General features: G+C 42.2%; 24 protein-coding genes, 1 pseudogene and 1 CRISPR repeat array. Of the genes and pseudogenes, 14 read left to right on the top strand and 11 right to left on the bottom strand.

Going from position 1 to position 25,024, the window contains the following annotated elements:
* Positions 1-2: 2 nt before the first annotated feature.
* Positions 3-527, bottom strand: a complete 525-nt coding sequence (gene pyrR, locus WF803_RS05260; protein WP_489611894.1) for a bifunctional pyr operon transcriptional regulator/uracil phosphoribosyltransferase PyrR — start codon at positions 525-527, stop codon at positions 3-5.
* Between the two features lie 640 nt (positions 528-1,167).
* Here pyrR and WF803_RS05255 point away from each other — a divergent pair.
* From WF803_RS05255 to WF803_RS05205, 11 genes are all read left to right on the top strand, one after another.
* Positions 1,168-1,494 (top strand): hypothetical protein, encoded by a 327-nt coding sequence (locus tag WF803_RS05255; RefSeq protein WP_489610500.1) that lies wholly within the window; start codon positions 1,168-1,170, stop codon positions 1,492-1,494.
* A gap of 575 nt (positions 1,495-2,069) precedes the next feature.
* Complete coding sequence (locus tag WF803_RS05250; protein WP_489610499.1) at positions 2,070-3,413, top strand: YjiH family protein; 1,344 nt, start codon at positions 2,070-2,072, stop codon at positions 3,411-3,413.
* Between the two features lie 212 nt (positions 3,414-3,625).
* Complete coding sequence (locus WF803_RS05245) at positions 3,626-3,817, top strand: type II toxin-antitoxin system HicA family toxin (RefSeq protein ID WP_489610498.1); 192 nt, start codon at positions 3,626-3,628, stop codon at positions 3,815-3,817.
* A gap of 22 nt (positions 3,818-3,839) precedes the next feature.
* The gene (locus tag WF803_RS05240; protein ID WP_489610497.1) at positions 3,840-4,217 is read left to right on the top strand and encodes a type II toxin-antitoxin system HicB family antitoxin; all 378 of its coding nucleotides are present in this window, start codon (positions 3,840-3,842) and stop codon (positions 4,215-4,217) included.
* A 447-nt stretch (positions 4,218-4,664) separates the two neighbouring features.
* A complete protein-coding gene (locus WF803_RS05235; RefSeq protein WP_489610496.1) occupies positions 4,665-5,045 on the top strand; it encodes a cysteine peptidase family C39 domain-containing protein in 381 nt (126 codons plus the stop codon).
* Between the two features lie 6 nt (positions 5,046-5,051).
* Positions 5,052-6,836, top strand: a complete 1,785-nt coding sequence (locus tag WF803_RS05230; protein ID WP_489611893.1) for a peptidase domain-containing ABC transporter — start codon at positions 5,052-5,054, stop codon at positions 6,834-6,836.
* 90 nt (positions 6,837-6,926) lie between these two features.
* Positions 6,927-8,240 carry a sensor histidine kinase gene (locus tag WF803_RS05225; RefSeq protein WP_489610495.1) on the top strand — a complete coding sequence of 438 codons (1,314 nt, stop codon included), beginning with the start codon at positions 6,927-6,929 and terminating at the stop codon, positions 8,238-8,240.
* On the top strand, positions 8,237-8,983 hold the full coding sequence (locus WF803_RS05220) for a LytR/AlgR family response regulator transcription factor (protein ID WP_489610494.1): 747 nt from the start codon (positions 8,237-8,239) through the stop codon (positions 8,981-8,983). Before WF803_RS05225 ends, WF803_RS05220 begins: the two co-directional genes overlap by 4 nt.
* Positions 8,984-9,305: 322 nt before the next feature.
* A complete protein-coding gene (locus WF803_RS05215; protein ID WP_489610493.1) occupies positions 9,306-9,440 on the top strand; it encodes a hypothetical protein in 135 nt (44 codons plus the stop codon).
* A gap of 180 nt (positions 9,441-9,620) precedes the next feature.
* Positions 9,621-9,839, top strand: coding sequence for a bacteriocin (locus WF803_RS05210; protein WP_489610492.1), 219 nt, complete (start codon positions 9,621-9,623; stop codon positions 9,837-9,839).
* Between the two features lie 14 nt (positions 9,840-9,853).
* Entirely contained in the window at positions 9,854-10,063 is a 210-nt protein-coding gene (locus tag WF803_RS05205; protein WP_489610491.1) for a Blp family class II bacteriocin, read from the top strand.
* A 196-nt stretch (positions 10,064-10,259) separates the two neighbouring features.
* Here WF803_RS05205 and WF803_RS05200 read toward each other — a convergent pair.
* Positions 10,260-11,991 (bottom strand): annotated as a pseudogene (locus WF803_RS05200) (IS1182 family transposase).
* 215 nt (positions 11,992-12,206) lie between these two features.
* Between WF803_RS05200 and WF803_RS05195 the strand changes: the two are divergent.
* The 3 genes from WF803_RS05195 to WF803_RS05185 all read left to right on the top strand — a co-directional run bounded on the left by WF803_RS05195 (position 12,207) and on the right by WF803_RS05185 (position 13,246).
* Positions 12,207-12,641 carry a hypothetical protein gene (locus WF803_RS05195; RefSeq protein ID WP_489610490.1) on the top strand — a complete coding sequence of 145 codons (435 nt, stop codon included), beginning with the start codon at positions 12,207-12,209 and terminating at the stop codon, positions 12,639-12,641.
* A complete protein-coding gene (locus WF803_RS05190) occupies positions 12,638-12,859 on the top strand; it encodes a hypothetical protein (protein ID WP_489610489.1) in 222 nt (73 codons plus the stop codon). The genes WF803_RS05195 and WF803_RS05190 overlap by 4 nt, the downstream gene beginning before the upstream one ends.
* Positions 12,860-13,009: 150 nt before the next feature.
* Complete coding sequence (locus WF803_RS05185) at positions 13,010-13,246, top strand: hypothetical protein (RefSeq protein ID WP_489610488.1); 237 nt, start codon at positions 13,010-13,012, stop codon at positions 13,244-13,246.
* A gap of 197 nt (positions 13,247-13,443) precedes the next feature.
* Positions 13,444-14,021: direct repeats of the CRISPR family, unit length 29 nt; unit sequence GGATCACCCCCGCGTGTGCGGGGAGCATA.
* Between the two features lie 266 nt (positions 14,022-14,287).
* Here the strand turns inward: WF803_RS05185 and cas2e are convergent.
* The 9 genes from cas2e to WF803_RS05140 are packed head-to-tail and all read right to left on the bottom strand — an operon-like array spanning position 14,288 to position 24,723.
* Entirely contained in the window at positions 14,288-15,172 is an 885-nt protein-coding gene (cas2e, locus tag WF803_RS05180; protein WP_489610487.1) for a type I-E CRISPR-associated endoribonuclease Cas2e, read from the bottom strand.
* A complete protein-coding gene (gene cas1e, locus WF803_RS05175; protein ID WP_489610486.1) occupies positions 15,172-16,110 on the bottom strand; it encodes a type I-E CRISPR-associated endonuclease Cas1e in 939 nt (312 codons plus the stop codon). Before cas1e ends, cas2e begins: the two co-directional genes overlap by 1 nt.
* Positions 16,098-16,760, bottom strand: a complete 663-nt coding sequence (gene cas6e, locus WF803_RS05170) for a type I-E CRISPR-associated protein Cas6/Cse3/CasE (RefSeq protein WP_489610485.1) — start codon at positions 16,758-16,760, stop codon at positions 16,098-16,100. The genes cas1e and cas6e overlap by 13 nt, the downstream gene beginning before the upstream one ends.
* Complete coding sequence (gene cas5e / locus WF803_RS05165) at positions 16,760-17,488, bottom strand: type I-E CRISPR-associated protein Cas5/CasD (protein ID WP_489610484.1); 729 nt, start codon at positions 17,486-17,488, stop codon at positions 16,760-16,762. Before cas5e ends, cas6e begins: the two co-directional genes overlap by 1 nt.
* 10 nt (positions 17,489-17,498) lie before the next feature.
* The gene (gene cas7e / locus WF803_RS05160; RefSeq protein ID WP_489610483.1) at positions 17,499-18,566 is read right to left on the bottom strand and encodes a type I-E CRISPR-associated protein Cas7/Cse4/CasC; all 1,068 of its coding nucleotides are present in this window, start codon (positions 18,564-18,566) and stop codon (positions 17,499-17,501) included.
* Positions 18,559-19,170 (bottom strand): type I-E CRISPR-associated protein Cse2/CasB, encoded by a 612-nt coding sequence (gene casB, locus WF803_RS05155; protein ID WP_489610482.1) that lies wholly within the window; start codon positions 19,168-19,170, stop codon positions 18,559-18,561. Before casB ends, cas7e begins: the two co-directional genes overlap by 8 nt.
* Before the next feature lie 21 nt (positions 19,171-19,191).
* On the bottom strand, positions 19,192-21,057 hold the full coding sequence (locus tag WF803_RS05150; RefSeq protein WP_489610481.1) for a type I-E CRISPR-associated protein Cse1/CasA: 1,866 nt from the start codon (positions 21,055-21,057) through the stop codon (positions 19,192-19,194).
* Positions 21,054-23,798, bottom strand: coding sequence for a CRISPR-associated helicase Cas3' (cas3, locus tag WF803_RS05145; RefSeq protein WP_489610480.1), 2,745 nt, complete (start codon positions 23,796-23,798; stop codon positions 21,054-21,056). The genes WF803_RS05150 and cas3 overlap by 4 nt, the downstream gene beginning before the upstream one ends.
* Complete coding sequence (locus WF803_RS05140; RefSeq protein WP_489610479.1) at positions 23,791-24,723, bottom strand: helix-turn-helix transcriptional regulator; 933 nt, start codon at positions 24,721-24,723, stop codon at positions 23,791-23,793. Before WF803_RS05140 ends, cas3 begins: the two co-directional genes overlap by 8 nt.
* Positions 24,724-25,024 lie beyond the last annotated feature (301 nt).

The following is a 25,024-nucleotide window of genomic DNA, read 5'->3' as shown; positions in this document are numbered from 1 at the left end:
CACTAGGACTCGGCAAGTGGAACCAGACGAATCTGTTCACGCTTGTCAATTTCTGCTAACTCCACAACAACTTTTTCTGCGGGGGACGTGGGAATATTTTTACCGACATAATCGGCACGGATCGGCAACTCCCGGTGCCCCCGGTCCACGAGGACGCAGGCTTCGATTTTCTTCGGCCGGCCCAGATCCATGACGGCATCCAAAGCCGCCCGCATGGTCCGCCCGGTGTAGAGGACGTCATCCACTAAAATCACGGTTTTATCGACCACCGAAAAAGACACGTCCGTCCCCTTCAACTGGGCATCCTGATGCTTCTCCTGCATGTCGTCCCGGTAGAGGGAAATATCCAATTCCCCCACCGGCACAGCAAAATCCTCAAATTTTTTAATATTCTCGGCCAAACGCTGGGCCAAGTAAATGCCGCGCGTTTGAATGCCGATCAAAACCACACCTTCCAAACTACTGCGCTGCTCGATGATCTCATAGGTCAAGCGCGCCAGGGTCCGTTTCATTTTATTCGCGTCCATCAAGACTTGTGTCAAGCCCCCGCCTCCTTCCACAAAAAAACTCCTGCCCGAAAAGGCAGGAGTTCACAGCATTCCTGAAAAATGTCTAGCACCAAACTTGGGCATACTGATGCCCTGGTGTTGTGTCCTTCCTGGCCTCACGGGACCAACCTTTAAAGGATTACTATTCAAATTGCTATTAGTATACCAGTAATAAATAGAAATGCAAGTCTTTTAAGCTAATTTCTAGAAATTTTTCTAGTCAAGTGGGCTTTGAGGTGAAATTAGGCTACTCTTATTGTCCTGAGGAGGCATTTCTCGTCCTTTGGCTTTGCTTCTTGTGGGCGGGTCAGGTTTATGGTCGTCACAGGCTTTCCCGATAGTAAAATTGGCCGCCTCATACTGGCTGAGTTTATTCATCAAAAACTGCCCTTTTTGCCCGCTCAAGCCTCCTAATGATTAGCCTGCCCTGGGTTAATGGGTTTTACTGATAGTAAACCGCCCCCCTGACTCCCCGCCGGCCAGCCGTTAACATCCGGTTAACCAAGACCTGGCAAGCCACTCCCCGGCCTGCTAAAACTTTTCTTAAACATTAATTAAAACTTTAAGAGCTTATCTTGAACGGAATTGGTTATTTATTAAACCAGCAGAACAAAGAGGCTTGCCAGACCATTTTTCCGGTGGCGTTTGTGAAGCAGGCCATCGGCTTTATACTTATCGAATGAAAAAGCAAGGACGAAATTGGACCCGTCAAGGCGCAGCAGCGATGACTGCCATTATCACCGCTCAATCTAATCATTGTTTTGAAGAAGCTGTTCGATCAGATTTTGAAGCTAATACAAGCCCATTTATACCCGAATATCCAGGGATTGTTAGGGCAATACTAAGTCACAGGCCGCAACAAAGTTCTTGTGGTGCCCATCAGGGCACGATTCCAAGTGAAGTGTCAAGCAGTATGGTCGGGAAATTATACCATACATTTTGTTAGCTACTTCGCCAAAAGACACGGAGTGCGTGCTAAAGACCTGCGTTAGCAGTGTTAGCAGGCCGTCCGTATATCTGGCTCTCGGAGTGCCGATAGGGTGAGCGTAGCGAGGCCTTTCCAACGACATAGAGCCAGAATAGGACGGTCAGGCGTAAGCTTTTATGAAGCGTAAGCCGGTGCCACTGCTTTTCAACGCAGCGTCCTTTAGCACAAAAACGAAGTGACTTTTGAATAATTAGATACGAGATAGAGTTCTTTATGATTGACCGAGCATTGCTTGACACTAACATTTCACGCCTAAGCCTTGCATAAACTCTCCCACCATGTTATGGTATGAACCATATCGAGTTAAGCTTAACGAAATGTCACACACCGACGAAGCAAAGAGTAGGTGCCGGGCGCTTTTCTTAGAGAGGCTATTGGGTGAAAATGCCAAAGCCCCCGCCATTGAACCGGATTGCTTGTGGTGAAGTCGTGAAATGAGTAGCGACTTCTGGCTAGCTACCATTAACAGCTGCTGTTATCAGGGTGGATCGTTCCTTTTAGGGACGATTTTTTTGTTTATTAAGGAGGATAAAATGACCCACACGAAAAAAACGGCTCTTGGGAAATTCATACTGCCGTCCCTATTGGGCGTCGTGCTCTTGATGGTGCCCTTCAATTTCGAAGGGGAAACCACCATTCTTGTGGCACTTCTGGCTGATAAACTTCAAGGCCTTCTGGGAAATATCATTCCCACTTTGGTCTTAATCATGCTTTATGTTTCCTTTGGGCTGGCAAGCTTATATAAATTTTTCAAGCCAAAATTCATTGAAAATAGTCCATTTTTAAAACGCGCTGCCGCTTTGACCAATTTCTGGTACGGCGTGCGAGTTCTAGCCGTGATTTTAGGTACGATTATTTACTTTTCCCTCGAGACGACCTATATTGGCCACGAGGAAACCGGGCAGATGATCATGTTTGACTTAATCGGCGGCCTCTTCATTATTTTCTTCTTCGCTGGCTTCCTGCTGCCCTTTTTAACTGATTTTGGCCTGCTGGAATTTTTGGGGGTTTACTTAACCCCGGTGATGCGTCCCCTTTTCGGCTTGCCTGGGCGGAGTGCGATCGACTGTGTAGCCAGCTGGGTCGGCGACGGGACGATTGGTGTCAGCCTGACCAGCCGCCAATACGAAGAAGGCTATTATTCAGCCAAGGAAGCCGCGGTGATTGCGACTTGCTTCTCGGCTGTTTCCATCACCTTCTGTATCGTGATTTTAGACACGGTCGGCCTGCTGAAGTACCTGGGCGTATTCTACCTGACCGTCTGTGTGGTGGGGCTGGCGAATGCTTTTATCCTGCCACGCATTTACCCTTTGAATAAAAAGCCAAATAGCTATTATACGGGCGAAAACAAAAACAAAACGGAAGATTTGCCTGCCGATCAAGGTAAATTAGACTACGCCTTAAAATTAGCGACCGCCAAGGCCGAAGAAAACTTCTCGCTCAAAAAATTAGTGAAGCAAGGGCTGACCACGGCGTTAGATATGTGGCTTTCGGTCTTGCCGTCTATTATTACCTTTGGCACCTTGGCCTTAATGCTGGCAACCTTTACCCCCATTTTCAGCTGGATCGGCCTGCCTTTCCGTCCAATTTTAAATATTCTCCAGGTGCCAGAATACCAAATCGCCTCGGACACGATGCTGGTGGGCTTTGCGGACATGTTCCTGCCGGCCATGATTGCCCAAGGGATTCAATCCGACATGACGCGCTTTATTATTGCGACGGTATCGATCACGCAAGTCCTCTTCATGAGTGAAACTGGCGCCGTGATTCTCGGCAGCAAAATTCCCGTCAATCTCAAGGACCTGTTCGTTATTTTCATCGAAAGGACTCTGATTTCACTTCCGATCGTCAGTCTCATTGCGCACTTGATTTTCTAGATTCAGATTTGCATCCATTAAAAAGGACACTCGCACCGGGCGGGTGTCTTTTTTGTGTGGGGGAATTTTTAATGTGTCGATAAGCGAATGAATAATGGCCAGTGAAAGTGTAATACCAACCGAAACAGAGAAAAATGCACCCAAAAATCGCTTGGCGAAACTTCATTTGGTGTGTATAATATATGTATAGAACAGGGGGGAGGAAGCTTCATATGCCGATAACACCCAGGCAAATGAGCAAATTACTGAGGAAAAATGGCTTTAAAACCGTGAAAAGTAGGGCCGGTAGCCACCAGAAATTTTTTAATCCCAGCACAAAACGAACCGTCATTGTCTCTATGCATAGTAAGGATCTCGGCAAAGGACTCGAACAAGCCATTCTTAAGCAGGCCGGCTTGAAATAATATCCCAAGAAAGGATGATTTGATGTTAGTTTATCCTGCCACCTTAGAGAAAGATGGTCAATACATTTTAGTGAAATTTCCAGATATCCCCGCGGCCATGACCCAAGGGGACTCCTTAGAAGAAGCCTATGCGATGGCAGAAGAGGTCTTAGGCTTAGCCCTTGAAGACTATCAAAAATTTCCCCCAGCAACCCCCATAGCCACGGTGCAAAAGCAATTTCCTACTAAGCAAGTGGCGCTCATCGGCTTCGATCCCGTTGCCTACCGCCGTCGTTACCATGCGAAAAGTGTTCGAAAAAATGTAACCATTCCTGAATGGCTCAATGACTTGGCAAAAATTGAAAACATCAATTTTTCCCAAACATTGACCGAAGCTTTAAAGGAAAAACTAGGTGTATAAACGACTCGACCTTCACCCTTAAAAAGGCATTCGCAGGAAGCGGGTGTCTTTTTTGTGTGGGGGAATTCAAATTGACCCTGTTGTTTTCTAGTCTTAAGATTTTAGTGAGTAAAGATTAAAGGGCTTTTGAATGAATGACCATCTTAGCGTCAAAATTTCCCACTAGAGTGAATAGCAACTCTAAAAAAGAGAGGAAAGAAAAATGGAAAAACTTATTAGTGGTAAGCGCACGACACCGACAGTGCCCACCCAGTCGCCCAAGATAGCCAGCTTTCTTTCTACCGGAAAACGACGGGCGAATTTTTCCTTTTTAACAAAAGTGCAGAAGAAATTAATCCCCTCATCACTTTAGGATACGAATGAGAGATTTCAGGACAATTCGGAATAATATTCTATGAATACAAGTATATTTACACCATATTAAGCGCTAGAGAAGGTGTAAGTACAATGAGAAAAATAAAATTGATTAAGCAGCATGATGAAAAAGATTGTGGTGTTGCATGCCTTTCTATGATCCTAAATTTTTATGATACAAGCGTTCCTATCAGTAAATTACGTTTAATGTCAGGAACAAACAGTCAAGGTACCTCAGCTTTTGGATTAGTCCAAGCATTAAATAATTTCAATTTTCAAACGCAGGTTTTTCAAACTGATGAATCAATTTGGAAAGAGGAACATGTGCCCTATCCATTGATTGCTCACATAATCAATGATGGAACATTCTTCCATTACGTTGTCGTTTATGGAATGAAAAATGGGAAGTTGCTTCTGGCTGATCCGGCTAAAGGAAAAATTGAACGAACGCCAGAAGAATTTTCTTCTATATGAACAGGAATCTTATTAACTACTACTCCTACTGAGAATTATCATCCCACACAAGATAGATCCAATGGTTTATTCTCCTTTATTCCTTTATTGGCAAGCTATAAGAAGATAATTGCCAGTATTGTACTCCTTTCTTTTATATTAACTGGGTTTGGCATCATAGGTTCTTATTACTTTCAAGTGATAATTGATGAAATTGTTCCTTCAAGATCTGTTAACTTATTAGAAATCATCTCAATAGGTCTTTTATCAATGTGTGTGATACAAACATTATTCCAGTATTTTAAACAGTATCTTTTAATTAGGTTGGGACAACAGCTAGGTTCTTCGATTATGCTGAAATATTTCAACCATGTTTTGAATTTACCATTGAACTTCTTTTCAACAAGAAAGTCGGGGGAAATTATTTCGAGATTTTTAGATGCCAACAAAATTATCGATGCCTTGGCAAATGCCACAATATCCCTATTTTTAGATGTATCAATGGCTATATTTATTGGAACTGTTTTGTTTTTACAAAATCGTCTTTTATTTTTAATTAGTTGCATTACACTTCCAATTTACGGTTTAATTGTTTTTCTATTTATAGAACCATTTGATCGAACTAATGAAGAACAAATGGAATCTAGTGCTGTAGTCAATTCTCAGATTATTGAAAGCTTGAAAGGGATAGAGACAATAAAGTCCTTTAATGCGACTGACCAAGTGTTTGATAAAGTTCAGAGTCAATTCAAAGAGATGATGGATAAATCATTCAAAAATGCAAATCTTGATAATCTACAATCGAATTTAAAAACGGCGCTTCAAATAATAGGTTCTACCACGTTATTGTGGATTGGTACGTACTTAGTAATCGAGGGAGAGCTGTCTATTGGACAATTGATTACTTATAATGCCCTGGTGTCTTTCTTCACAACACCCTTGCAAAATATCATTAATCTTCAGGTAAAGATTCAAACGGCAAAAGTAGCTAATGATCGATTAAACGAAATTTTCTCTCTAGATCGAGAACTTATTGGTGAGACAATCAGTCAAAAAATGAATCATACTGAATGCTTTACGAAAGCGCCATTAATCGAAGTAAAGGACTTATCTTTTGCCTATGGATTCGAAGAAAATGTTCTAAATGATCTTTCTTTTTCAATTAATTCAAATGAGAAAGTAGCAATCGTTGGGATGAGTGGATCTGGTAAATCAACGTTAGCCAAATTACTCATGAATTTTTATAGTCCTGAAAAGGGAAGCATACACATTCAAGGTATTTCTATTCAAGATATCTCAAAGATCGGTTTGAGAAATATGATTGGATATGTATCACAGGAAACTTTCTTTTTTAGTGGCACTATCTTTGAAAATCTGAGTTTTGGTTTAGACTATCACCCCACAAAAAAACAGCTTATTTGGGCATGTGAATTGGCTCAGATAAAAGAATATATTGAAGGATTACCCCTTCAATTTCAGTCACCTATTGAAGAGGGTGCCAGTAATCTCTCCGGTGGTCAAAAACAGCGATTAGCTATTGCAAGAGCTCTACTAAAGAATTCAGATATTCTGATACTCGATGAAGCAACTAGTGGATTAGATACTCGTTTAGAACACCGTATCATTCAAAACTTAATGAATATGGATAATAAAACGATTCTATTCATAGCACATCATTTATCTATCGCTAAAGAATGTGACCAAGTATTTGTTTTAGATAATGGACGACTAGTCGAATCTGGCACGCATCTACAATTGAGAACACTCAATCGAACATATGAAGAACTCTGGGAAATAATGACAAAGGTATAAAAATGATGAAAATATAAATCTGTTAATACACTGCCTATTTTATATGATTCTTGTTATAATTAGAGGACTATCAGAATTAGGAGTGTTCTTATGGTATTGCTTGATTCTGTTTCTTACTTTTCAATCGAGTTCTTTGATCTTATTTTACTATTTATATTGATACACTTATTAACCAACATAAAGTCCAAATTATTTCTTATAGGTATATTGTTACTATTAATACCACTTACCCTAATTTCAATGACGAATGCATTTTTAGGAATACTTGCAGTCATGCTCTCAATAACTTTATTATATTTTTATAGATGGAACCGAACTGATATACGCATTCTAATCAGTGATCTTTTTGGGATATTCCTTTCAATATTGATATATTGGATTATTCCGTTTCTTACTTCTAATTTAGCTAGATTTATTTTTAGCCTTAAAATGAATGCATTAAATTATCGAGGAGCTTTAGCAGTTGTTGTTGTGATTACAATGAATTGGCTTTTGTCCCTAGGAATTGCAATAATAATTCAGCGTAAAATATTAAGCCAACCCTTATCATTAGAAGAAAATAAAATCTTTACCATGCAACTAGCTATATTAGTCATCATCATAATTTTATTTAGTGAAATTTTAAGAGAAATGCAAGCTCTGGGTATTTTTAGCCTGATAATGCTTGGATTTCTTATTGCCCAGTTTTCAATTTCAATTTATTTTACCTATCTCTCAATAAAAAAGAATCAAGAAAAAAGAGATCTTGAAAATTTAAAAGAAAAGATGCATATGATGAATAGCTATACAAGTGATATAGAAAGAAACTACCAAGAGTTAAAAAAATTTCGTCATGATTATAAGAACCTTTTAATTGGTTTAAATGCATCACAAGAAATGAATGAAATAAATCGTGAATATTTGGCTGAGATGTTAGACTACTCACATCAGATGATTGACAATAATGTTATGCGTATTTCTGAAATTAGTAACATTCAAGTTCAATCTTTAAAGTCCCTTTTGGCTACTAAACTATTGCAAGCAGAGCAAGAGAACATAAACGTTCATTTTGAATGCCTAAAACCAATAAGTCATTTTAATCTAGAAGAAGTTAAACTAGTTCGGATTGTTGGAATATTGATGGATAACGCCATAGAGGCCGCGAAAGAATCGTCTGATAAAATATTAAATGTTTTAGTAATGGCAAATATTGATATAATAGAAATTTCTATTGAGAATTCATATCAAGGAAAGTTACCTCCCTTAGATTTAATGAATAAAAAAGCGTTTAGTAGTAAGGGACCAGATAGAGGTCTAGGTTTAAACAACCTCAATGACATATTATCAACAACAAAGCAAGCTGATATTATGCATTATGCCGCTGATCAGTTATTTATTTCTACTCTAAATATAAAGAAAGCGTGATTAGTATAGCTTTGCCAATTTTCTTATGTGATGATAATTCAATATTAGTTCAATACTATAAGTCTGTGATTGAAAACTGGATTATGATCAATGATTATGATATGGAGCTCATTTTCGCAACCACAGATCCGGATGATATTTTTCTATATCTGAAAAGAAATAGTATTACTAATTGTTTATTCTTCTTGGATATTGATCTCGGTATGAGTCTTGATGGTATCGATATTGCGCAACAAATCAGAAGTGATAACGAGTTCGCACAAATTGTTTTTATTACTTCACATCAGGAACTAGCCATAAAGACTCTACAAAGACAGATATCACCATTAAATTATATCGTGAAGGATAGTCATACTGAAAAAAAACAAATTCAAAAAGTACTAAATAGTTGCCACCAAAAAACTTTTATTGATCGATCACCTAACCACCGACATTTATCATTTTTGATGGGCTCAAGAAGTATCAGAGTAGATATTTCGACTATTTACTTCATCGAAACTTCTCCCACCCCCCATAAATTAATTCTATATGGTGAGGATATTATGTATGAATTTTATGGAAAGCTGAATGACTTAACCGATGAGTATCCTGAATTGCTTCGTGTACACAAATCATTTTTGATCAATCCACAACAAATAAAATCAATTGATTACAAATCTCGCACTATAATATTTCCTGAGGAATACTCATGTCATTTTCCACTTGTTAAAACTAAGCTATTGAAAAGACTGTTTCATAATTAATCGATTAAGCTTTATCAATATGCATCTAAGAATCTCGCAGAGATATGCGGAGTGTTTTTAGATGCTTTTTGTCTTTTTCAATCATATAAATCATAAAGCTGTAAAAATTGTTGTATACAAAACGAATGGGGCATCCTTCTACATATCATCAGTGCTTAATTATTTATAGCAATGATATTAAAATTAGTTCTATTTTTAAAAAATATGTCATGTGCCTTAACTTAGATTTTGAGATTAAAAAATACGATGTTATGACAATTTAATCCTTTTTAATATGGAGAATCATATACTCTAGTTACAAATTAAGAGGAGTGATGATATATTGAATAGGAAAAAATTGACGAAACAAGAAGCAAAAGCTATCAGAGGGGGAGCGGTAAGAGGTGGATCAATATTTTCGGGAGGGAAAAATGCCGTACAAGATCTGTTTAATAAAGTGAAAGACTACTTTAAATAGTTAACGTCTCATACCGTAACATTCATAAATTGATCTGTAAGCTGAGAGTTTAATTGCTTGATACTACTATCGTTCTTGTATTTTTCAAGCTTGATTTTAGATATTTCATGATAGAATCATTTTTTTAATGTTCACCGTGCTAGAATTTTCTTGTAAAAATAATAAATTGGAGGTTTTTGAATGGAAAAAGTAACGATCTTGTCAGTTGAAGATACCAAAAAAGTAATTGGTGGTAGTGCTTGGAGTCAATTAGGACAAGTTGTTGGTGGAATAGCTACAGGAGCTGCTGGAGGTGCAGGCTTAGGAACTGCAATTTGTGGACCTGCTTGTGGTGTTGTTGGTGGACTATATGGTGTTGTAGCCGGTGGTGCTGCCGCTGGTTGGGATGCAATAAAATAAAGGGGGTTTTGACTATGAATGAAAAAGCACGCACAGTCTCTCTTTCTAATCAGGAATTAAAAGCAATTCGAGGAGGTAGTGCCGTAGGGATTTTAGGTACGACCTTATCAGGGGCAACCACAGGTGTAAAGATATGTTCGGCTGGTGGACCATATGCAATGGCCGCTTGTGGGATAGGTGGCGCTTTGCTAGGAGCTGGTTTTGGTGCATGGACAGGTGCCTAAGAAAATCTTCGGAATAAAAGTTCAAGACTGGTTCATTTCAATAACTAATGTAGTAATGTTTGTCATTTTTTCTAAAATATGGAATGGGGAAAGACTGCTATCCAAATTCCTATTTTTAGGCTTTGTTATACTAGTCAATATTTTTATTTTATGTCACTCAAAATCAATAGGTTCAAAAGAATAGGTCTATGAAAATTCATCGACAATTAAAATAGACTAAAAATAAGTTTGATATTTTCAGGATCATCAAGGCTGGGAAATAAGTCGCCCTAAATAATAAAAAATGCATTGAAGTTATCCATATTTGGCTTCCTTCAGTGCATTTTTTACTTTTAGAGAAATGATTACGAAGAGCTTCTGCTCTTCGCCGAGCTTTAAGGGCTAATTTCGTTAAATTCATGCTCATCAGCATCAATCCGATATCATTATATACGCTTTGTTTGCCTCTGACGTGCGTTCTGCGCATACCAAAGACACCTTTCATCCGTCCGAAAACGGTCTCTATGTCAATTTTACGTTGCGCATAGATTTCTTTTCCAGGTGTGCTTTCTAAATTCTCTTTTGCTTGGTGCTTAAAATATTCCCAATTAAGATTGACCGCCGTCTGGCGCTGACGTCCTGTCGGAGTTTTCGCAAGCTCATTTAAACGCTCATCCATTTGTTCAGTATCGGCTTGATAGACTTTAAACTGTCTTTGGAAACCTTTTTATCTTTTCGCGTACGATAATATGAAAAACTAAAATGAACGCCATCTAAATCCGTATAGGAATCTTCAGCCGCATGATAGTGCCAGTTCTCACGATGCTTGGGTTGGTTTCGATATTTTTTACTTTGTTCTTTATGATACATTCCGTAAGGAATCAAAGGGACTTTCTCAAAGTCATCGATAATCGCCATATAATTCTCTTCACTCCCATAACCCGCATCCGCAACAATATATTGGAACAGATCAAGCGTTGGGATTGTTTTTAAAAACGGAATGAGGGTGCGCGTATCGGTGGGGTTCGGGAAAATATCAAAGTCAATAATATATTGATGACTTGAAGCAACTTGGAGATTATAGCCAGGCTTTAACTCCCGATTTTTCATGGGATCTTCTTTCATACACATAAAGGTGGCATCGGGGTCCGTTTTTGAAAAGCTGTTTCTGCCATTAAATCGTGCGTTCGCTTCCTCGTATTTCTGTTTTCGGGATAAGAAATCCTTCATACATCGATTCCGGTGCTTTTTAAGCGTGCGACGACGTCGCTTGTGTCGAGAACCTCCTTTAGGAATGGTCGTCTCATTTTCAATTTTGCTTTCAACCTCTTCGATTGCTTCATCAAGACACGCAATAATTTTTTCAATCCCATCAGAAGTCGTTAATTCTTCTTCGGTCAAGGCGATATCGACATTCGTTTGAATAAGTTCCTCATATAAACTCGAAACATTTTCATTGAGCTTCGCTTCATAGCGTTCAACAGCTCTTCGCCAAGTAAAACTATAGATGTTCGCATCCGCTTGAATTTTTGTCCCGTCAATAAATAAAGCCTCTGGGTGGATTAAACCATTGTCCCTCAGCAGCATGGTGAAGAGGATAAAAGCATACTTAATCAAGTTCGAGGTATGTTCGCTTGAACGAAAGTTATTGATCGTCTTGTAGCAAACTGGGGTATCGCCCGTTAGCCATTTCATCGGAATAGATGCTTCATTCATTCGTTCAATTTTTCGACCTGAAAACGTTGAGCGACTATAGGCAAATAAACACATCTTTAATAGCATTGCTGGATGAAAAGTAGGAGGTCCCGTATGAGAAGTGTCTTCCAGAATAATTTCCGTAGGAATCGAGTCGACAAATCGGCTGATCAGCCGAGCTCATGGTCCTCAGGAATCGTAAAATCTAGTTTTAGTGTTAAAGCTGTTTCCATTGTAGTATAATTTTGATACAAAGCGAGTTCCTCCTTCGGTTTGCTTACCTTTTATTATAAGGCTTGGAACTCGCTTTGTCTTTATAAAATAAAAAACGCATCAATTAATTTTCGAAATAAATTGATGCGTTTTTTTATTCTGAGACTGAGTTTTTTCTTAGCCTCTTTTTTGGACTCACCCCCGCGTGTGCGGGGAGCATGAAATTTGCCAAAACCTTGACGGCGAAGTTTTTAAAATGGAAGAGCGTGAAACGGGGGTGAACTTTCCGCCCATGCACCCCTACTGCCGGTCAAGCTTTGAAATTGTGGTACCAGAGGACTATGAGGCGCGGTATCGGAGAAGATATGAAAAGAGAACAGAAAATGCTATAATGGATGAAGTAGTTTTACAAAATAGATTTGATTACTTAGACTGTGGAGAGGCCCTTTTTATACCAAAAGGCACTCGGTTTGAAACAACAAAAACAATCGCAGGCTTTGGCACCAACTCAAAGTTAAGAGTTGCCGATCAATTAGCTCATGCATATGGAGGGCGACCGAAGGATTGGGCTAAATGTGTTGGCAAAATAGAATCTAAGTTGTATATTTTTGATATACATTGGTATGAGCGAGAGGAAGAAAATGTTCAAAGAGAAATGAAATTAAAATATAGGAAGGAGAAAAGAAGGTGAAGAAAGTTGTTGGCAGATTAAAATATGTTGGTGAAAGCTTCGGAGTCGATTCTTTAACGAACGGGAAAGTTTATGATGTTTTAGAATTTTTGCCTGATGACTTAGTGAGAGTTATTGATGATAGTGGTGAAGATTATTTATACAGCTTTTCTAATCCCAGACCGCTAGACGGCACTTCACCAGGGGGACATTGGCAAATTTTAAAAGCTGAATTATAAATATATGTTTCATATTAATACTATCTAGAAAATGAAGGGTATTTTAAGAAGTATGATCGCTATGGAAAAAAAGTTTGGAGCACTTTAGACGAAGACCCTGAGATGTTGCATTTGACACTAGGTCTATTGGTGAAAGGTTAGGGGAAACAGATGAAAACAAAAACATTTATTAAGGCCGTTGACGCTTACGGCCAAGCGGTGGAGGATTATCAAGAAAAATTTGGTCCCTATTCTTTAGATTATACAGTCCCTGTTATTAATCCTTTAGCGACAGAACCTGAACTTTGGTTTAAGGCCGCCAAGGAATTACGTCAGCGGATTGATAACAACGATCCTTTATCGCAAGAGGTTGGTGATCCTGAAGTCAGGAGACAAGTTATTTATTAATTTTTTTCGTTTTTAAAAAAGTCGTTTTAGGACGGCTTTTTTTGTTTGTCCAAAGCACTCAAGACATTAAAAGGTGTTGCCTTTTTCGATTGGCGGCGTAACCGCTAAATTTTCGGTTGGTGGCGTAACTGCGGAGGTAAAGCACATGTCAGAAGAAAAAGGCCGGACTTTCACCCGCGACGACGTGGCAAAAATGAGGATCACCCCCGCGTGTGCGGGGAGCATAAGAGTTCTTGAGTCGTATTCTTCTTGTTTCAGGGATCACCCCCGCGTGTGCGGGGAGCATACGTTTGAAAGGGGGTAGAAGGGTGCTTTTTGAGGATCACCCCCGCGTGTGCGGGGAGCATAAGTGATTAAAGATTATACGGAGTACACCATCGGGATCACCCCCGCGTGTGCGGGGAGCATCCTCCCTCATGAGTTTGAAGTGAAAGACGGCTGGGATCACCCCCGCGTGTGCGGGGAGCATACCGGCCGCTCCTCCGCTAATGAAATTTTTGTTGGATCACCCCCGCGTGTGCGGGGAGCATATTGAAAAAGATACGGCAACGATCTTGAATTTAGGATCACCCCCGCGTGTGCGGGGAGCATAGATCTTTCAGCCGGTTAATTTCGTTGGACATGGGATCACCCCCGCGTGTGCGGGGAGCATGGAAAAATAAAATGACAAAAGAATTAACGCTTGGGATCACCCCCGCGTGTGCGGGGAGCATTGTCAATGTTTTTTTCGGGAGCATATATACTTAGGATCACCCCCGCGTGTGCGGGGAGCATACTAAGAAAACGTTGATTTATCAAGTTTTCATTTTTTTACATCCCTGATTTAGGCCCACTTAAACTTTGCCCCTCATCTCCATCTTAGCATAGTCCAGTTAAAATGCTAGTGATATCTTGTAAAAGTCTCCGCCCAGACGGGGTAATGGTATTAGTAGTGAAAGGAGAACTACTTCGTCTGGGCGAAGTAAACAGCTCCATACCAAATGAAAAGAAAAATATAGAGCTGCCCTTGCTTAGCAAGGAACAGATATCATCTATCAAAGACTAAGCCTCTCGTAACTTTTCCCAGCCGCCCAATTTCTCAAGCAAAGCCAAAATCAATCTGGCATCGGCTTCAGCACGATGTTCTTGCTTTTTTGGTAAATTGAAGTAAGCCAGTGCATCAGTCAGACGGTAACCTGGTGTGGACTTTTGCTGCCTCACCAGACTCATCACATCATATGTTTTATTTTTCAAGTGGCAAAACTTTTCCTCCAACAATTTCTGCCTTATGAACTTCACATCAAAATCGATATTATAGCCAACAAGCGGGGCTGTCTGAACGAATTTCAGAAATTGACGCAAGGCCACCTTCAGCTCTTGGCCGTGCTGCAGGTCCACCGTTGTTAAGCCTGTCAGCTTTTGAATAGCTTCTGGCAGAGGGGCGGGGTAAGCAATTAAGGTCTGGAAAGTCTCCAACACCCGCAAGTCACTGACCTGCACTTTCAATGCAGCAATTTCCAAGATTTCATTTTTAACTTCGTCTAGGCCGTCTGTTTCAATGTCCAATAGAATAAAATGATCCATGCTCTTCTTGTGCGACTTGGAAAACTGTCGAGCGCGGTGAAACTGACGGGCTTGACTAAAGCCTCTTTTCGTTTGGCTTTTGGGCTTTTTAGGCAGAAGAATCAAAGGCAGGCCATCAAAAACAATTTTCTCCCGATCGGTATGCCAGGTTTCAAAGTCATAGCCGAGCTCAGAATTTTTGTGGTAGCTTAGCGTCGCCTCACCAGAACCGATCGCTTCCTTGACCCGCTGCCAGATCTGCTCCCGCAAGGCGGCATTCAAATTGCCCACATAAACGCCTGTCGCAATTTCCTGCAGCCAACGCGATAAGTCACCGCGCAAGGCCGCCGGTACCCGGCTTAGGGTAATCACCGTAAAAGGCATCAGTCCTCACCTTCGTAATTCACACCATAAGCTTGCCCCTTACCCTGGTCGTCCCACAGCTTCATCGTCTCGACCGCCACGATACCCTCTTCAATATCCAACAACCATTGAATGTCGCGCACCATTTGCGCTAGCAGTTTGCCATCATAGAAAGCCTCCCGGCATTTCAAGCGCGCCCGGCGTCCGATATCATCTGCTTCTGCTGCTTCCTCTGCTTCACGTGCCACTTGAAAGGCAATGGGAATGCTGGTGTCATGCTTATACAAATCAGCCAAATCATAAACAAAACTCAGGTCATGGCCGGTATGAACAAAACCTAAGCCCGGTGACAGGCCCAAGGCGACCGTCGCACAGTAAGCCAGACCGTAAAGGCAAACGTTCGCCGCAGAGAGGGCACGATTCACCGGATCTCCCTGGGAAAAGTCCTCGGGATCATAGGAACGCTGCCGCCAGGGAACCCCATAGGTCTTAGCCATTTGCCGGTAAAGCTGGCGAACCCGCGCTCCTTCCTTACCACGTAATTGCTTCATGGTTAAGTTGGATACGTCCTCGAAGAACCGCATTTGATACATCTTCCGGGCCACCTGTAAACGCAGTTTGGGGTGGGAGACATATTTTGCCTGCTGGCAAAGAAGGCGCGAGGAGTGGGAAAGGCTGCGCCCATGGGCATACTGGCGCACACCGCGCTCCCCTACCCAAATGACACAAGCTCCGCTATCCCCCAATAATTCCATAGCACGGTGCGTCACATCGGTACCCGGCCCAAACATCAAGAGGCCAAGCATTGCTACCGGAATTTTCACCAAGCCCCGCTTCTCTAAAACGGTGATGGCGCCATTTTCCCGATTGACCTGGCAATGTTCCAGGTAGAGGAAACTAACGCGCTTTGAAAACTGTGGTAATTCTTTGAGCAGGGTTTTTCGTTTTAATGACGCCATGGGACAACCGTCAGCAGCCCAAAGCCATGCGCTTTTTGCCGGCCGATGCCCTCCACCAGGGTGCGGCGAAACTGAGCAATATCCGTAATGCGGAGTTGCCCCTCAAAGGTCGCCTTCTTCAGCATGATGCGCCGCTGTTTTTTCATTAATTTTTCATCCGTTAGAGCGGTCACCGTGAAATGCTCGCGCTCCAGGGCAAAGCCTGCACGGGGGGCGCGTTCCAACAAGTAGTCTTCAATTTCAGTCACATTGGTCAGCGGAATAATTTTCCCCCGCTCCTGGGCGCCGGCAATTTTTTTCCCGGTTTTCCGATCGATTTTTCTAGCGACCACCGGGTTGGCCACCAGGCGGAAGCCCAGCAGGTCGCCTGCGGCTAATTGCTCTAAATAGGCATCATAAGCCTTGGTTTCGGCCGTGCCAGGAACGCCGTATCGCTCTAAAGCGAGTAAGTCGGGCTTCCCGGCGCTGACGATAAGCAAGTAGAGTCTGCCCCCTAAAGGGTCCAGCCGCCAGAGCTTGCGTGAGCGTTCCCCAGTTTGGATCTCCCTGGGAAAGGACGTCTCCACCCAATGATGGAAGGCGCCCAGATGGTTCATTTCCCGTAAATTTTTTCGACTGGCTTGATCAAATTCAACTCGCGATAAATACATTAGCTTTCACCTACTTCCCCAAAAGCGTCATGCTCACTGCTCCTTAAAACGGGCGGAACCAAGAGGCGTACCTCCAAGCGGTAGGCAAATTGCCGGTGCTCTTGTGAGAAGGAAACCACGGCATCTTGCCGCTTTTGCCAAGGCGCCGTTTTATCAAGAGCTCGGTCGGCAAATACTTCCAGATATTTGGGCACTCCATGCTTATAGCGATACCAGTCGCTAGCTTGCCAGTCAAGAGTTTTTAATTCTTCCAGCGGATCCCGTTCACTGGAGTGCATGATCAGGTCATAATTCACCGGATAAGACCGCCGGCCGAGAAAGCCTTGGAAGTAAGGCTTCCTCAAGGCTTCCTGGATCCTATCGATCAAGCTCGCATCCTCATGGCCCAAAGCGACCACGAAGATAGCGTCCTCTAGGTAATAACGGTTGGTGACGTAAGTCCCTTTGTCTTTAAATTTTCCTTTCACATGATATCGAAATTTTTTTTGATACTCTCTAGCGATTTGATAGTCTTTTCTAGTCAAACCTTCTTGGTCCACACGCACAGCAAATTGCAAATCATTTAATACTCTTATTTCTTCTGATTCACGCCGCCAGCCCAGGGCCCCAGCAATGAGACCCAAAACAGCACTTTTCGACGGGTGGCTATCCGTCTCCCGCGTGTTGAAATGTGAATGCGTCCCATAACTTTGCATGGGACCGCGTAATTTTAATACGAGGGTTTTCATCTAATCACCCTTAGAGTAAATGCTTCAGTTCAGCTTCCACGTCAGCGAGTAATTGCTTCAGGGAAGCTTCTTCCTGGCCTAAATGAGTAAAATTGCCCTCTTCTTGAGTCACGTAAAAAGCCTTAATGGGAGCTTCGACAAATTTTTCCACTTTTTCTGCTTCCTGATCCAATTTTTCTACGGATTTTTCTACATAACCCTCTTGACCACGTACCGGTTTTTCAAATGCGGTCACGAGGCTCACCGGACGATCAGCTCTTAGACTTACCATGAGCATGGCTGGGACGGTGGTGTTGGCGTAGGAATTGATTTTCCCCGTCGGTAAGGAGTTAGCAAAGGCTTCCACATAGAGTTTCAAAGACTCAATAGTATAAGCTAAATCATTCTCCATTTGTTCCATAAAATGATGCACATTAACATTCGCATAACGATAAAGAGTGGAAGAATTAAATTCCATGGTGTCAATCATGGCTGCCCCCGAACTTCCTTCTGGTTTTCTGTCATCCACAGCTGTGTAATAATCATATTCTGTGGCGACTTCATGGGTAGAAATCGCATGAGCCACTTGGGAAGAGGCATCCTCATTTAAAGAAGCATCTCCTGCAAGCATCCGTCCAAAAAGGGCAATATCAATATCTGGATGCTCTTTCAACATCTTTTTAATTTTTTTCTGCGTTAATTTACCCTTGATCGCAGCATCTGCAAGCAATTCAGTTTGCTTATTTCCAATAAAAAATAGAGCTTTTGTCGTATCATCAAGCTTTTCAAATTTATCACTAGCTTTATCTAAAACGGCTTTAGCTTTCTCTAAGGCTTTTTCTTTATCAATTGTTGAATCTTGTTTACAAATTTCAGTTGCTATTAAATCAGGAAGGTATTTGGTTCGAACCCCCAATTGGTAACCCTTTTCGCCAAAATAAATCCGCATCGCCCGCTTCCAAGCTTGCGAACTGACCCGTGAGCGATTCACCCCTCCATAAATGGCACTCTTGGGGCTGCCGGTATCATCCCGGTTAATGTTTGAGGGGGGCAAGGTTTGAATCACATGTAGATCTAAAAATAAACGTTCTTTACTCATTTTTTTCTCCTTCTTCCTTTGTCATATGCCCTCTAAAGTATTGCCTCGACCAAGCAACACGCACTTGATTATGCTGTCCTTTTAAGAATGTATAAATATCAGCTGATAAGCAGTTATAATTTACCTCAACTGGTTTTTTATAATTTTTCATTAGTTTGACCATTTGAAGTAAATGATAGCAAAATTTTTCATTATTCCTCGATGTAATTAAAATATTAAAACGATTACCCAGAGCATCTTGGTTATCCTCATCTTTAATTTGGCTCAATGAATAACCCAAATTTTTATATCCATAGCGTTTATTCTCTTGATCTACGGTACGAATATAGGTTTTTCCTTGGTTAAATAACCCAAAAATCTGTAAAGTTATTAAAATAGCTGTTTCTAAATTATTAAGTTTTCCATAATTACTTTGGTAGACTGGATCAATATTTTCAAACAATAATCCTAAAACATTCAAATTGATGGCTTCTTTCCCAATAGAATTTCTCAGATCAGCTAGCATCTTTTTCTGCCAAGCTGTTTTCTCACCTTCCCCTATAGGTTCAAGCATATGAGTCACTTTCTTAACTACTCGATAAATTTCGCTATAATTCCTATCCACCATTCCTCACCTCAACTTAGTTTAAGATAGCATAAATTTATTATTTAATTGTTTTTCAAATTGATCGTATGCAATCGCAATATTTGATAGACATTCGTCGTCGTTCTTATCCGTATACGTTTTTAATTTGAAGTCTTTTATTGTACCTGATTTTAATATTTTCTTGGCTTCTTGAGTGATTAATTTAGAGCATTGCTTTTTCCATTCAATAACTTTAACATCTTTGCTATCTGTAAATTTTATTGAAGAAAGCCATTGCTTGAAAGGTTGATTCATTTGAGAATAAGCTGATTCTAAATTATTCTCAATAAATAAATCAAAAGCGAATTTTTTGTTTTTATTGGAGTTCGATCTTTTCTTTCTTAAATTACGGTGGCTAGCAATTTTAAATAAATAATTTTGATATATATTATCTACTACATTTTTTGTTTCCATAACAACATTATTGATTCGTACTAACCAGCCCTCATCAGAAAAATCCATCAAGACTCTCTCAGCTATATTTAATTCATCAAATATTTCTTGAATAGGAAGATATGAAGCATGTTCACCATCATTTTCCATTCCTACTGCGACCAATTTAATATGTTTCTTTTCCACATTAATTTCCTGATCTATTATTGCCAACCATTCGATTATACCAGGTAATCTCTTCCTATCAGAAGAATTATCTAAATTTACATCAGCTAACAAACCAAATTCTCGCCATAAACTTCCTTCGAGATCATATTTTTTTGGCGTAAAAGACCCTTTAAATTTATTCTTATCATGAAACTCCCAAAGCGTCATTGGCTCTATAAAATTGTCTTGTTTTCTAATTCCTGGTAATTTTACTCCCAGAATCATCCCTTGACCTGGAATAGACATTTTAGGATTTAAGTAAATTAATCGACTATAAAATGTATACAGTGTAGCAATATTATCAATTTGCGATATCTCATTAAACCAATTTTTCTTTTTATTGAACGATAAATATTGTTGACAAAATTTTTTCACACTGACTTCCCAACATGGGGACTGAATTTTACCTAAATTCCCACCTCCATCTGAGGCTAAATAAAAATTCAACATCAAGGTTTCAAATAAGGAATCTCCTTTTAGATAAATTCCGCTAAGTTCAAAAATCCAACCTCCAGATACTTGTTCATACTTTGTTACTTCTTTATCATTTTTACCTATAGCATAGAATTTTGCTTTATCTGCCTTACCTGTATAGGCATGATACATGATTAGCCATCTTATTAATTCACCCTCGCTATTAACATTATCAACTGTATCCTTACTTTTAGGCCGAAATAAATCTATCGTTTTTTCGCTCTCTGTCACTGTCCGATTCATAAGTCTCATGAATGTAAGACCCGTACGTTTCTCTATTTCATTCAATTTTATTTCTGTAATTTTTTCTGCTAATGGAGTAGATTTTAGATAACTAATATCCATTTCAACTAATTCGTCCTCAGTCACCTGCATAAAGGGGTATTCATCCGAAAAGAGGTAGAAATGATCCTGCCATTCGTCAAAATATTTCTTCAAAACAGCGGTCGGGAATTGCTTATTCTGCCAAATGGCCTCCCAGGTGTCCATCAGGGCATCATAGTAGTCATCCAAATCGTCTTCATCAACCGGCCGCACCTGGCGCAGGCGCTCGTCCAGCTCGATTTCCTCATAAACCTTCCCTTGGGCATTGAAGCGGGAGAAGACGGTATGGAGAATGGCGAGGAGAATTCTAAGCACGGCAAAGTCCTGCGTCTTCATGTCCCCTGCCAAGTCTAAAAACTCCGGCGCCCGCTGGAAGAGTTCCTTGAGCGATACCGACTCTGTTTCCCCCTGCAAGTTGAGCACCTTAAGCCAGGGCTCGGTTAGTAAGTTATAGCGATTAATACTCACACCACCACATCCTTATCCTTTTCACAAAATAAACCAACCTTGGTATCATACTTTAAGCAATAACTCCCGATTTTAAATTCATTGTCCTGGTCAAAAATAATTCCCAGCCGGCCTTTGAGCCAGGAACTGGCCTGAAATTCTGGCAGGTTCTTGAGGTTATAGTCCTCGAGAAAATCAAGCGTTTTTTTAATTTGCTCGGGCCAGGATAAAAGCCGCGGCAGGCGCAAGGTCTGCTGGGCCACTTGCCGGGCGATGCTGGGCTCACTGAGCTGGGGTTGGATATTTTCCCCCTGGCTAAATAAGCCATAGCCATCCGCCACCGCCTTTAAGGCAATGACTTCGATCGTCTCCTCAATGTCACGCACCTGGGCAAAGGCTTGTTCTTCCTCATTGGGATTCGCATTGTCCAATAAATCGCGTAAGGTCATTCCATCACGTCCTGACGCCTTGGGAGCGGGCAGTCGGTAGTCTTTCGCTTTTCTTTTTTTCTTCGCAATGCGCTCATCACGTTCCTTATTGAAGCTGGCATAAGTCGCTGCGTCCGCCTCACTCAAGTCCAGGGGATCTTCCACGTCATAAGTGGCCTGCACGAGGCGGGAAATGTCCCCGGGCAGCTCTATCTCGGGCGGCAAGAGGCGATCGGTTCGTGCTAAGAGCAACTTACTATAAACATAGGCCATGCCCTCCTCCTCATAAAGAAAAGCCTCACTCCGGCCGAGAATATAGGCGCGGGGGGTTTCATAGCCAGGTGGACGCACAATTTCGTGGCGGTGCAGGCGGCCTAGGCGCTGAATGACCAAGTCCATGGGCGCGAGCTCGGTAATCAGCTGGTCGAAATCAATATCCAGGGACTGTTCGATCACCTGTGTGCCGATAATAATCATGCCCTTCGGCCGCTGGGCGCCCTTGCCAATCAGGCTAAGCAGTTCTTGCTCCTTGGCCACCCGCTCCGTCGCAATAAAGTTCGAATGGAGCAGGCGGGTGCGTTCTCCCCCGAAACGACCGCTTAATGTTTGGTAGACTTGCTGGGCTTTTTTCACCGTATCCACAATAATACCCAAGACCGCTTGCTTCTCGATCGCCTCCTGGGCCACCTGGATGACCTCCTCTTCCTGAAGGTTAATAATCGCATAGCGCCGCTGTTTTTTGACCTTGGGGAAGTCGGTATACATTTTGACTTCATTCCCGTCCGTATAGGTCACCAGCGGATAGTCCAGCTGAGAGCTCAAAGCCTCCTTTTTCATTTTGACCTCGCGGCCCCGCAAATAGGCTTGAATGAGGTTTTTGCGGGTGTCCATGGGCAGGGTAGCGGATAAAATAATAACTGGCACCCCCATAGCCGAAAGCCACTCTAAAGCGCGCGCCAAGTACTGCCCCATATAGGAATCATAAGCGTGTACTTCATCGATAATGACGACCTTTTTACTGAAGCCCAAGTGGCGGAGGGCGACGTGTTTTTTCTTCAAGGCCAAAAGGAGGCAGTGATCAACCGTTCCCACCACGAAATCATCCAGGGCGGTTTGTTTCTTGCCCGAAAACCATTCATTGACGGTAATCGTTCCCCCGCGGCGGCCTTCGTCCCCATCAATATCGACTTGGTGGGCCATAGAGCGAAAATCTTCATTCAAGGCCGCCTTGCCGTGAACGAGATGAATGGAGAGCGCTTCCTCACTATCCTTTGCGAGGGATTCCGTGAAGTCCTTAATCCGATTAAAAATCCCGTCACTCGTGGCTTGCGTGGGCAAGCCGAAGAAGAGGCCCGACTGTCCTGCCTTTTGAGCCAGGCATTCTGCCCCATAAAGCGCCGCCTCTGTTTTCCCTCCCCCCATCGGTGCCTCTAAAATAAAGATTCCAGGTTCCTCGGCTTCTGTGATAGCTTTTATTAAACCTTCCTGGGTGGCATTAGGCGCAAAAGGAAAGCGCGCTTCAAAGGGTTGGGCTGGCGATTGATAAGGCTTCCAAAGGCCCGTCCTGTGCCAACGTAGCCAGCCCGCTTCCCCGCGTTCCGCCAAAGCTTCGTCATCCATATCACTAGCAATTGGCAAGAGGGGGAAATAGTCTTCATTACTGGCCAGCCAGTCCGCCATGATGAGTAGGCCCGAGAGGACAATCTCTGCCGCTTTCTTCGGCACTTGGGGCACATCTTCCAAGGAAAAAAAGCCCGCCAGACTCAAAGCCTCGGCACAAATCTCCTGGTGCATCCGGTGCCAATCTTCATAATTTTTCCCCTCAGCCTGGTCCGAAAAATAGTAATTCGATAAGTAAGCCTCTTGCTCTTTGAGCTGGGAAGTTTCAATTGGCTTCCCGTGGTGGGCCCCAATGATACAGGTGATCGTCGGATCCAAGCCCATATCGGCTAAAATTTTCTCTCCGGCTAGGGCATGGGGGCTTTTCGACATATCGGCCAGCGTTAAGCTATCCAGATCAATATGCAGGCGGGCCAATTTATCCCATAACAGCTGATCAAGATCTGGATTGCGAATATAGCCTTCCTTCAGTTGAAATGCCGGCGTGGCTTTGCCGATATCGTGGACAGCAGCGAGGAAAATAGCGAGCTCCCGTCCCCGGCCGGGTGTCGTCAGTGATTGATTAAGCAAAGCCTTTTGCCCTGCAGACAGGTAATGATCCCAGAGCTGATTAATCACAAAAGCTGCATCATGCAAATGTACATGGAGCGGCAGCCACTGGAAAGTCGGCTCCGGTGTTTTCTTGGCCCAGCAGGCCCGATAAGTCTCAGTCATCTCCATGCTCCTCCTGATAGTTCTCATGGGCTGCGCGAAGGCGAGCTTGCAAGGTATCGCGCAAGGTGGCAGGTTCTAAAACGGTCACATTTTCTCCCATACTCAAGAGCCAGGTCTCGATCTCCGTCCGCCCCTGCATCTGCGCTTCAAAAATGATGCCGCCTTCAATGGACGTAATTTTTTGATTGGGCACATAGAGATTTTCCTGAACAATCACCGAGAAAGGATAGGCAATTTTTAGCTTGAGTCTCATGGGGTCTTCCGAATAAATCCCGAAATTTTGCCGCATACTCTCACTTAAAGAGAAATTTTCCTGGCGAATAAAGGTCTGCTTGGTGATTTTAAGCTGCTGGATCCGCGACAATTTAAAATAGCGAAAAGCCTGGCGTTTCAAGCAACGCGCCGCTAAATATAAATTGGCCTGGTAGGAAATAATTTCATAGGGTTCCACTTCACAACTTTCCTCAATCAAGGCATGGGGGCCTAGCTTCCGGTACTGGAGGCAAAGTACTTTTTGCTGTTGAATCGCTTGGTGCACATCAGCCAGCCATTTCTCCTCCTGCTGGCGATTCTGGTAAGTTTTAGAAATCGCTTTGGAGAAATAAAATTGATCCTCCGTGCCGGTGTTATAGAGAATTTTACTGATTAAAATCTCAAAGTCCTTAGCAAAAGCTTGATTACTACTGATCACCTGCTCCTTCACCAGCTGCAGCAAATTCTTCTCATGCTGGGTTAGATTAATATCCGATAAGCGCAACTGATTTTCGAGGTAATAGCCCCCACCAACGCCCCGCTTCGAAGCAATATGAATGCCCGCCATCTCGAGATCGTTTTTATAGGTATTCACCATGCGCTTGGAAATCTCCAATTCCTGGGCAATTTCCTCCGCTGAAGCAATCCCACGATTTTTGAGTAGAAAATACATATTTAACGCATTGGAAACCTTTGACATTTCCCTCACCTCAACTAGATCATACCACAAATTGATGAAGCTTACGGTATGAATTTAAATGTTTTCTAAAAAAGGTTAAAGAGTCGTTAGCTTTTGCCTCATTAACTCATGAATGCGAGGGTGGGGCTATGCTGACAGAGCACAATGGTCTCGTGACCCCGCGACAGGTAAAGGGGAGCGGAGCAAGTATCAGCCCTACGAGGATTGGCAGGCCTCTATGATCGATAAGCGTGGCCAGCAGACTTAGAGCACGCAGGCTAAAAAGGCAAGAAAC

Source organism: Aerococcus sp. BD502 (assembly GCF_057919555.1).
The sequence above is the reverse complement of the archived record's forward strand: the minus strand, read 5'-3'. Positions and strand labels throughout refer to the sequence as shown.

Bases quoted from the DNA above. Each gene is read 5' to 3' on its own strand.
- WF803_RS05225 (WP_489610495.1), top strand. From the start codon at position 6,927: ATGGTATTGCTTGATTCTGTTTCTTACTTTTCAATCGAGTTCTTTGAT.
- pyrR (WP_489611894.1), bottom strand. From the start codon at position 527: ATGGACGCGAATAAAATGAAACGGACCCTGGCGCGCTTGACCTATGAG.
- cas7e (WP_489610483.1), bottom strand. From the start codon at position 18,566: ATGAGTAAAGAACGTTTATTTTTAGATCTACATGTGATTCAAACCTTG.
- WF803_RS05235 (WP_489610496.1), top strand. From the start codon at position 4,665: ATGAGAAAAATAAAATTGATTAAGCAGCATGATGAAAAAGATTGTGGT.
- WF803_RS05210 (WP_489610492.1), top strand. From the start codon at position 9,621: ATGGAAAAAGTAACGATCTTGTCAGTTGAAGATACCAAAAAAGTAATT.
- cas5e (WP_489610484.1), bottom strand. From the start codon at position 17,488: ATGAAAACCCTCGTATTAAAATTACGCGGTCCCATGCAAAGTTATGGG.
- WF803_RS05240 (WP_489610497.1), top strand. From the start codon at position 3,840: ATGTTAGTTTATCCTGCCACCTTAGAGAAAGATGGTCAATACATTTTA.
- cas6e (WP_489610485.1), bottom strand. From the start codon at position 16,760: ATGTATTTATCGCGAGTTGAATTTGATCAAGCCAGTCGAAAAAATTTA.
- cas2e (WP_489610487.1), bottom strand. From the start codon at position 15,172: ATGCCTTTTACGGTGATTACCCTAAGCCGGGTACCGGCGGCCTTGCGC.
- WF803_RS05140 (WP_489610479.1), bottom strand. From the start codon at position 24,723: ATGTATTTTCTACTCAAAAATCGTGGGATTGCTTCAGCGGAGGAAATT.
- WF803_RS05245 (WP_489610498.1), top strand. From the start codon at position 3,626: ATGCCGATAACACCCAGGCAAATGAGCAAATTACTGAGGAAAAATGGC.
- WF803_RS05195 (WP_489610490.1), top strand. From the start codon at position 12,207: ATGGAAGAGCGTGAAACGGGGGTGAACTTTCCGCCCATGCACCCCTAC.
- WF803_RS05185 (WP_489610488.1), top strand. From the start codon at position 13,010: ATGAAAACAAAAACATTTATTAAGGCCGTTGACGCTTACGGCCAAGCG.
- cas1e (WP_489610486.1), bottom strand. From the start codon at position 16,110: ATGGCGTCATTAAAACGAAAAACCCTGCTCAAAGAATTACCACAGTTT.
- WF803_RS05205 (WP_489610491.1), top strand. From the start codon at position 9,854: ATGAATGAAAAAGCACGCACAGTCTCTCTTTCTAATCAGGAATTAAAA.
- cas3 (WP_489610480.1), bottom strand. From the start codon at position 23,798: ATGACTGAGACTTATCGGGCCTGCTGGGCCAAGAAAACACCGGAGCCG.
- WF803_RS05250 (WP_489610499.1), top strand. From the start codon at position 2,070: ATGACCCACACGAAAAAAACGGCTCTTGGGAAATTCATACTGCCGTCC.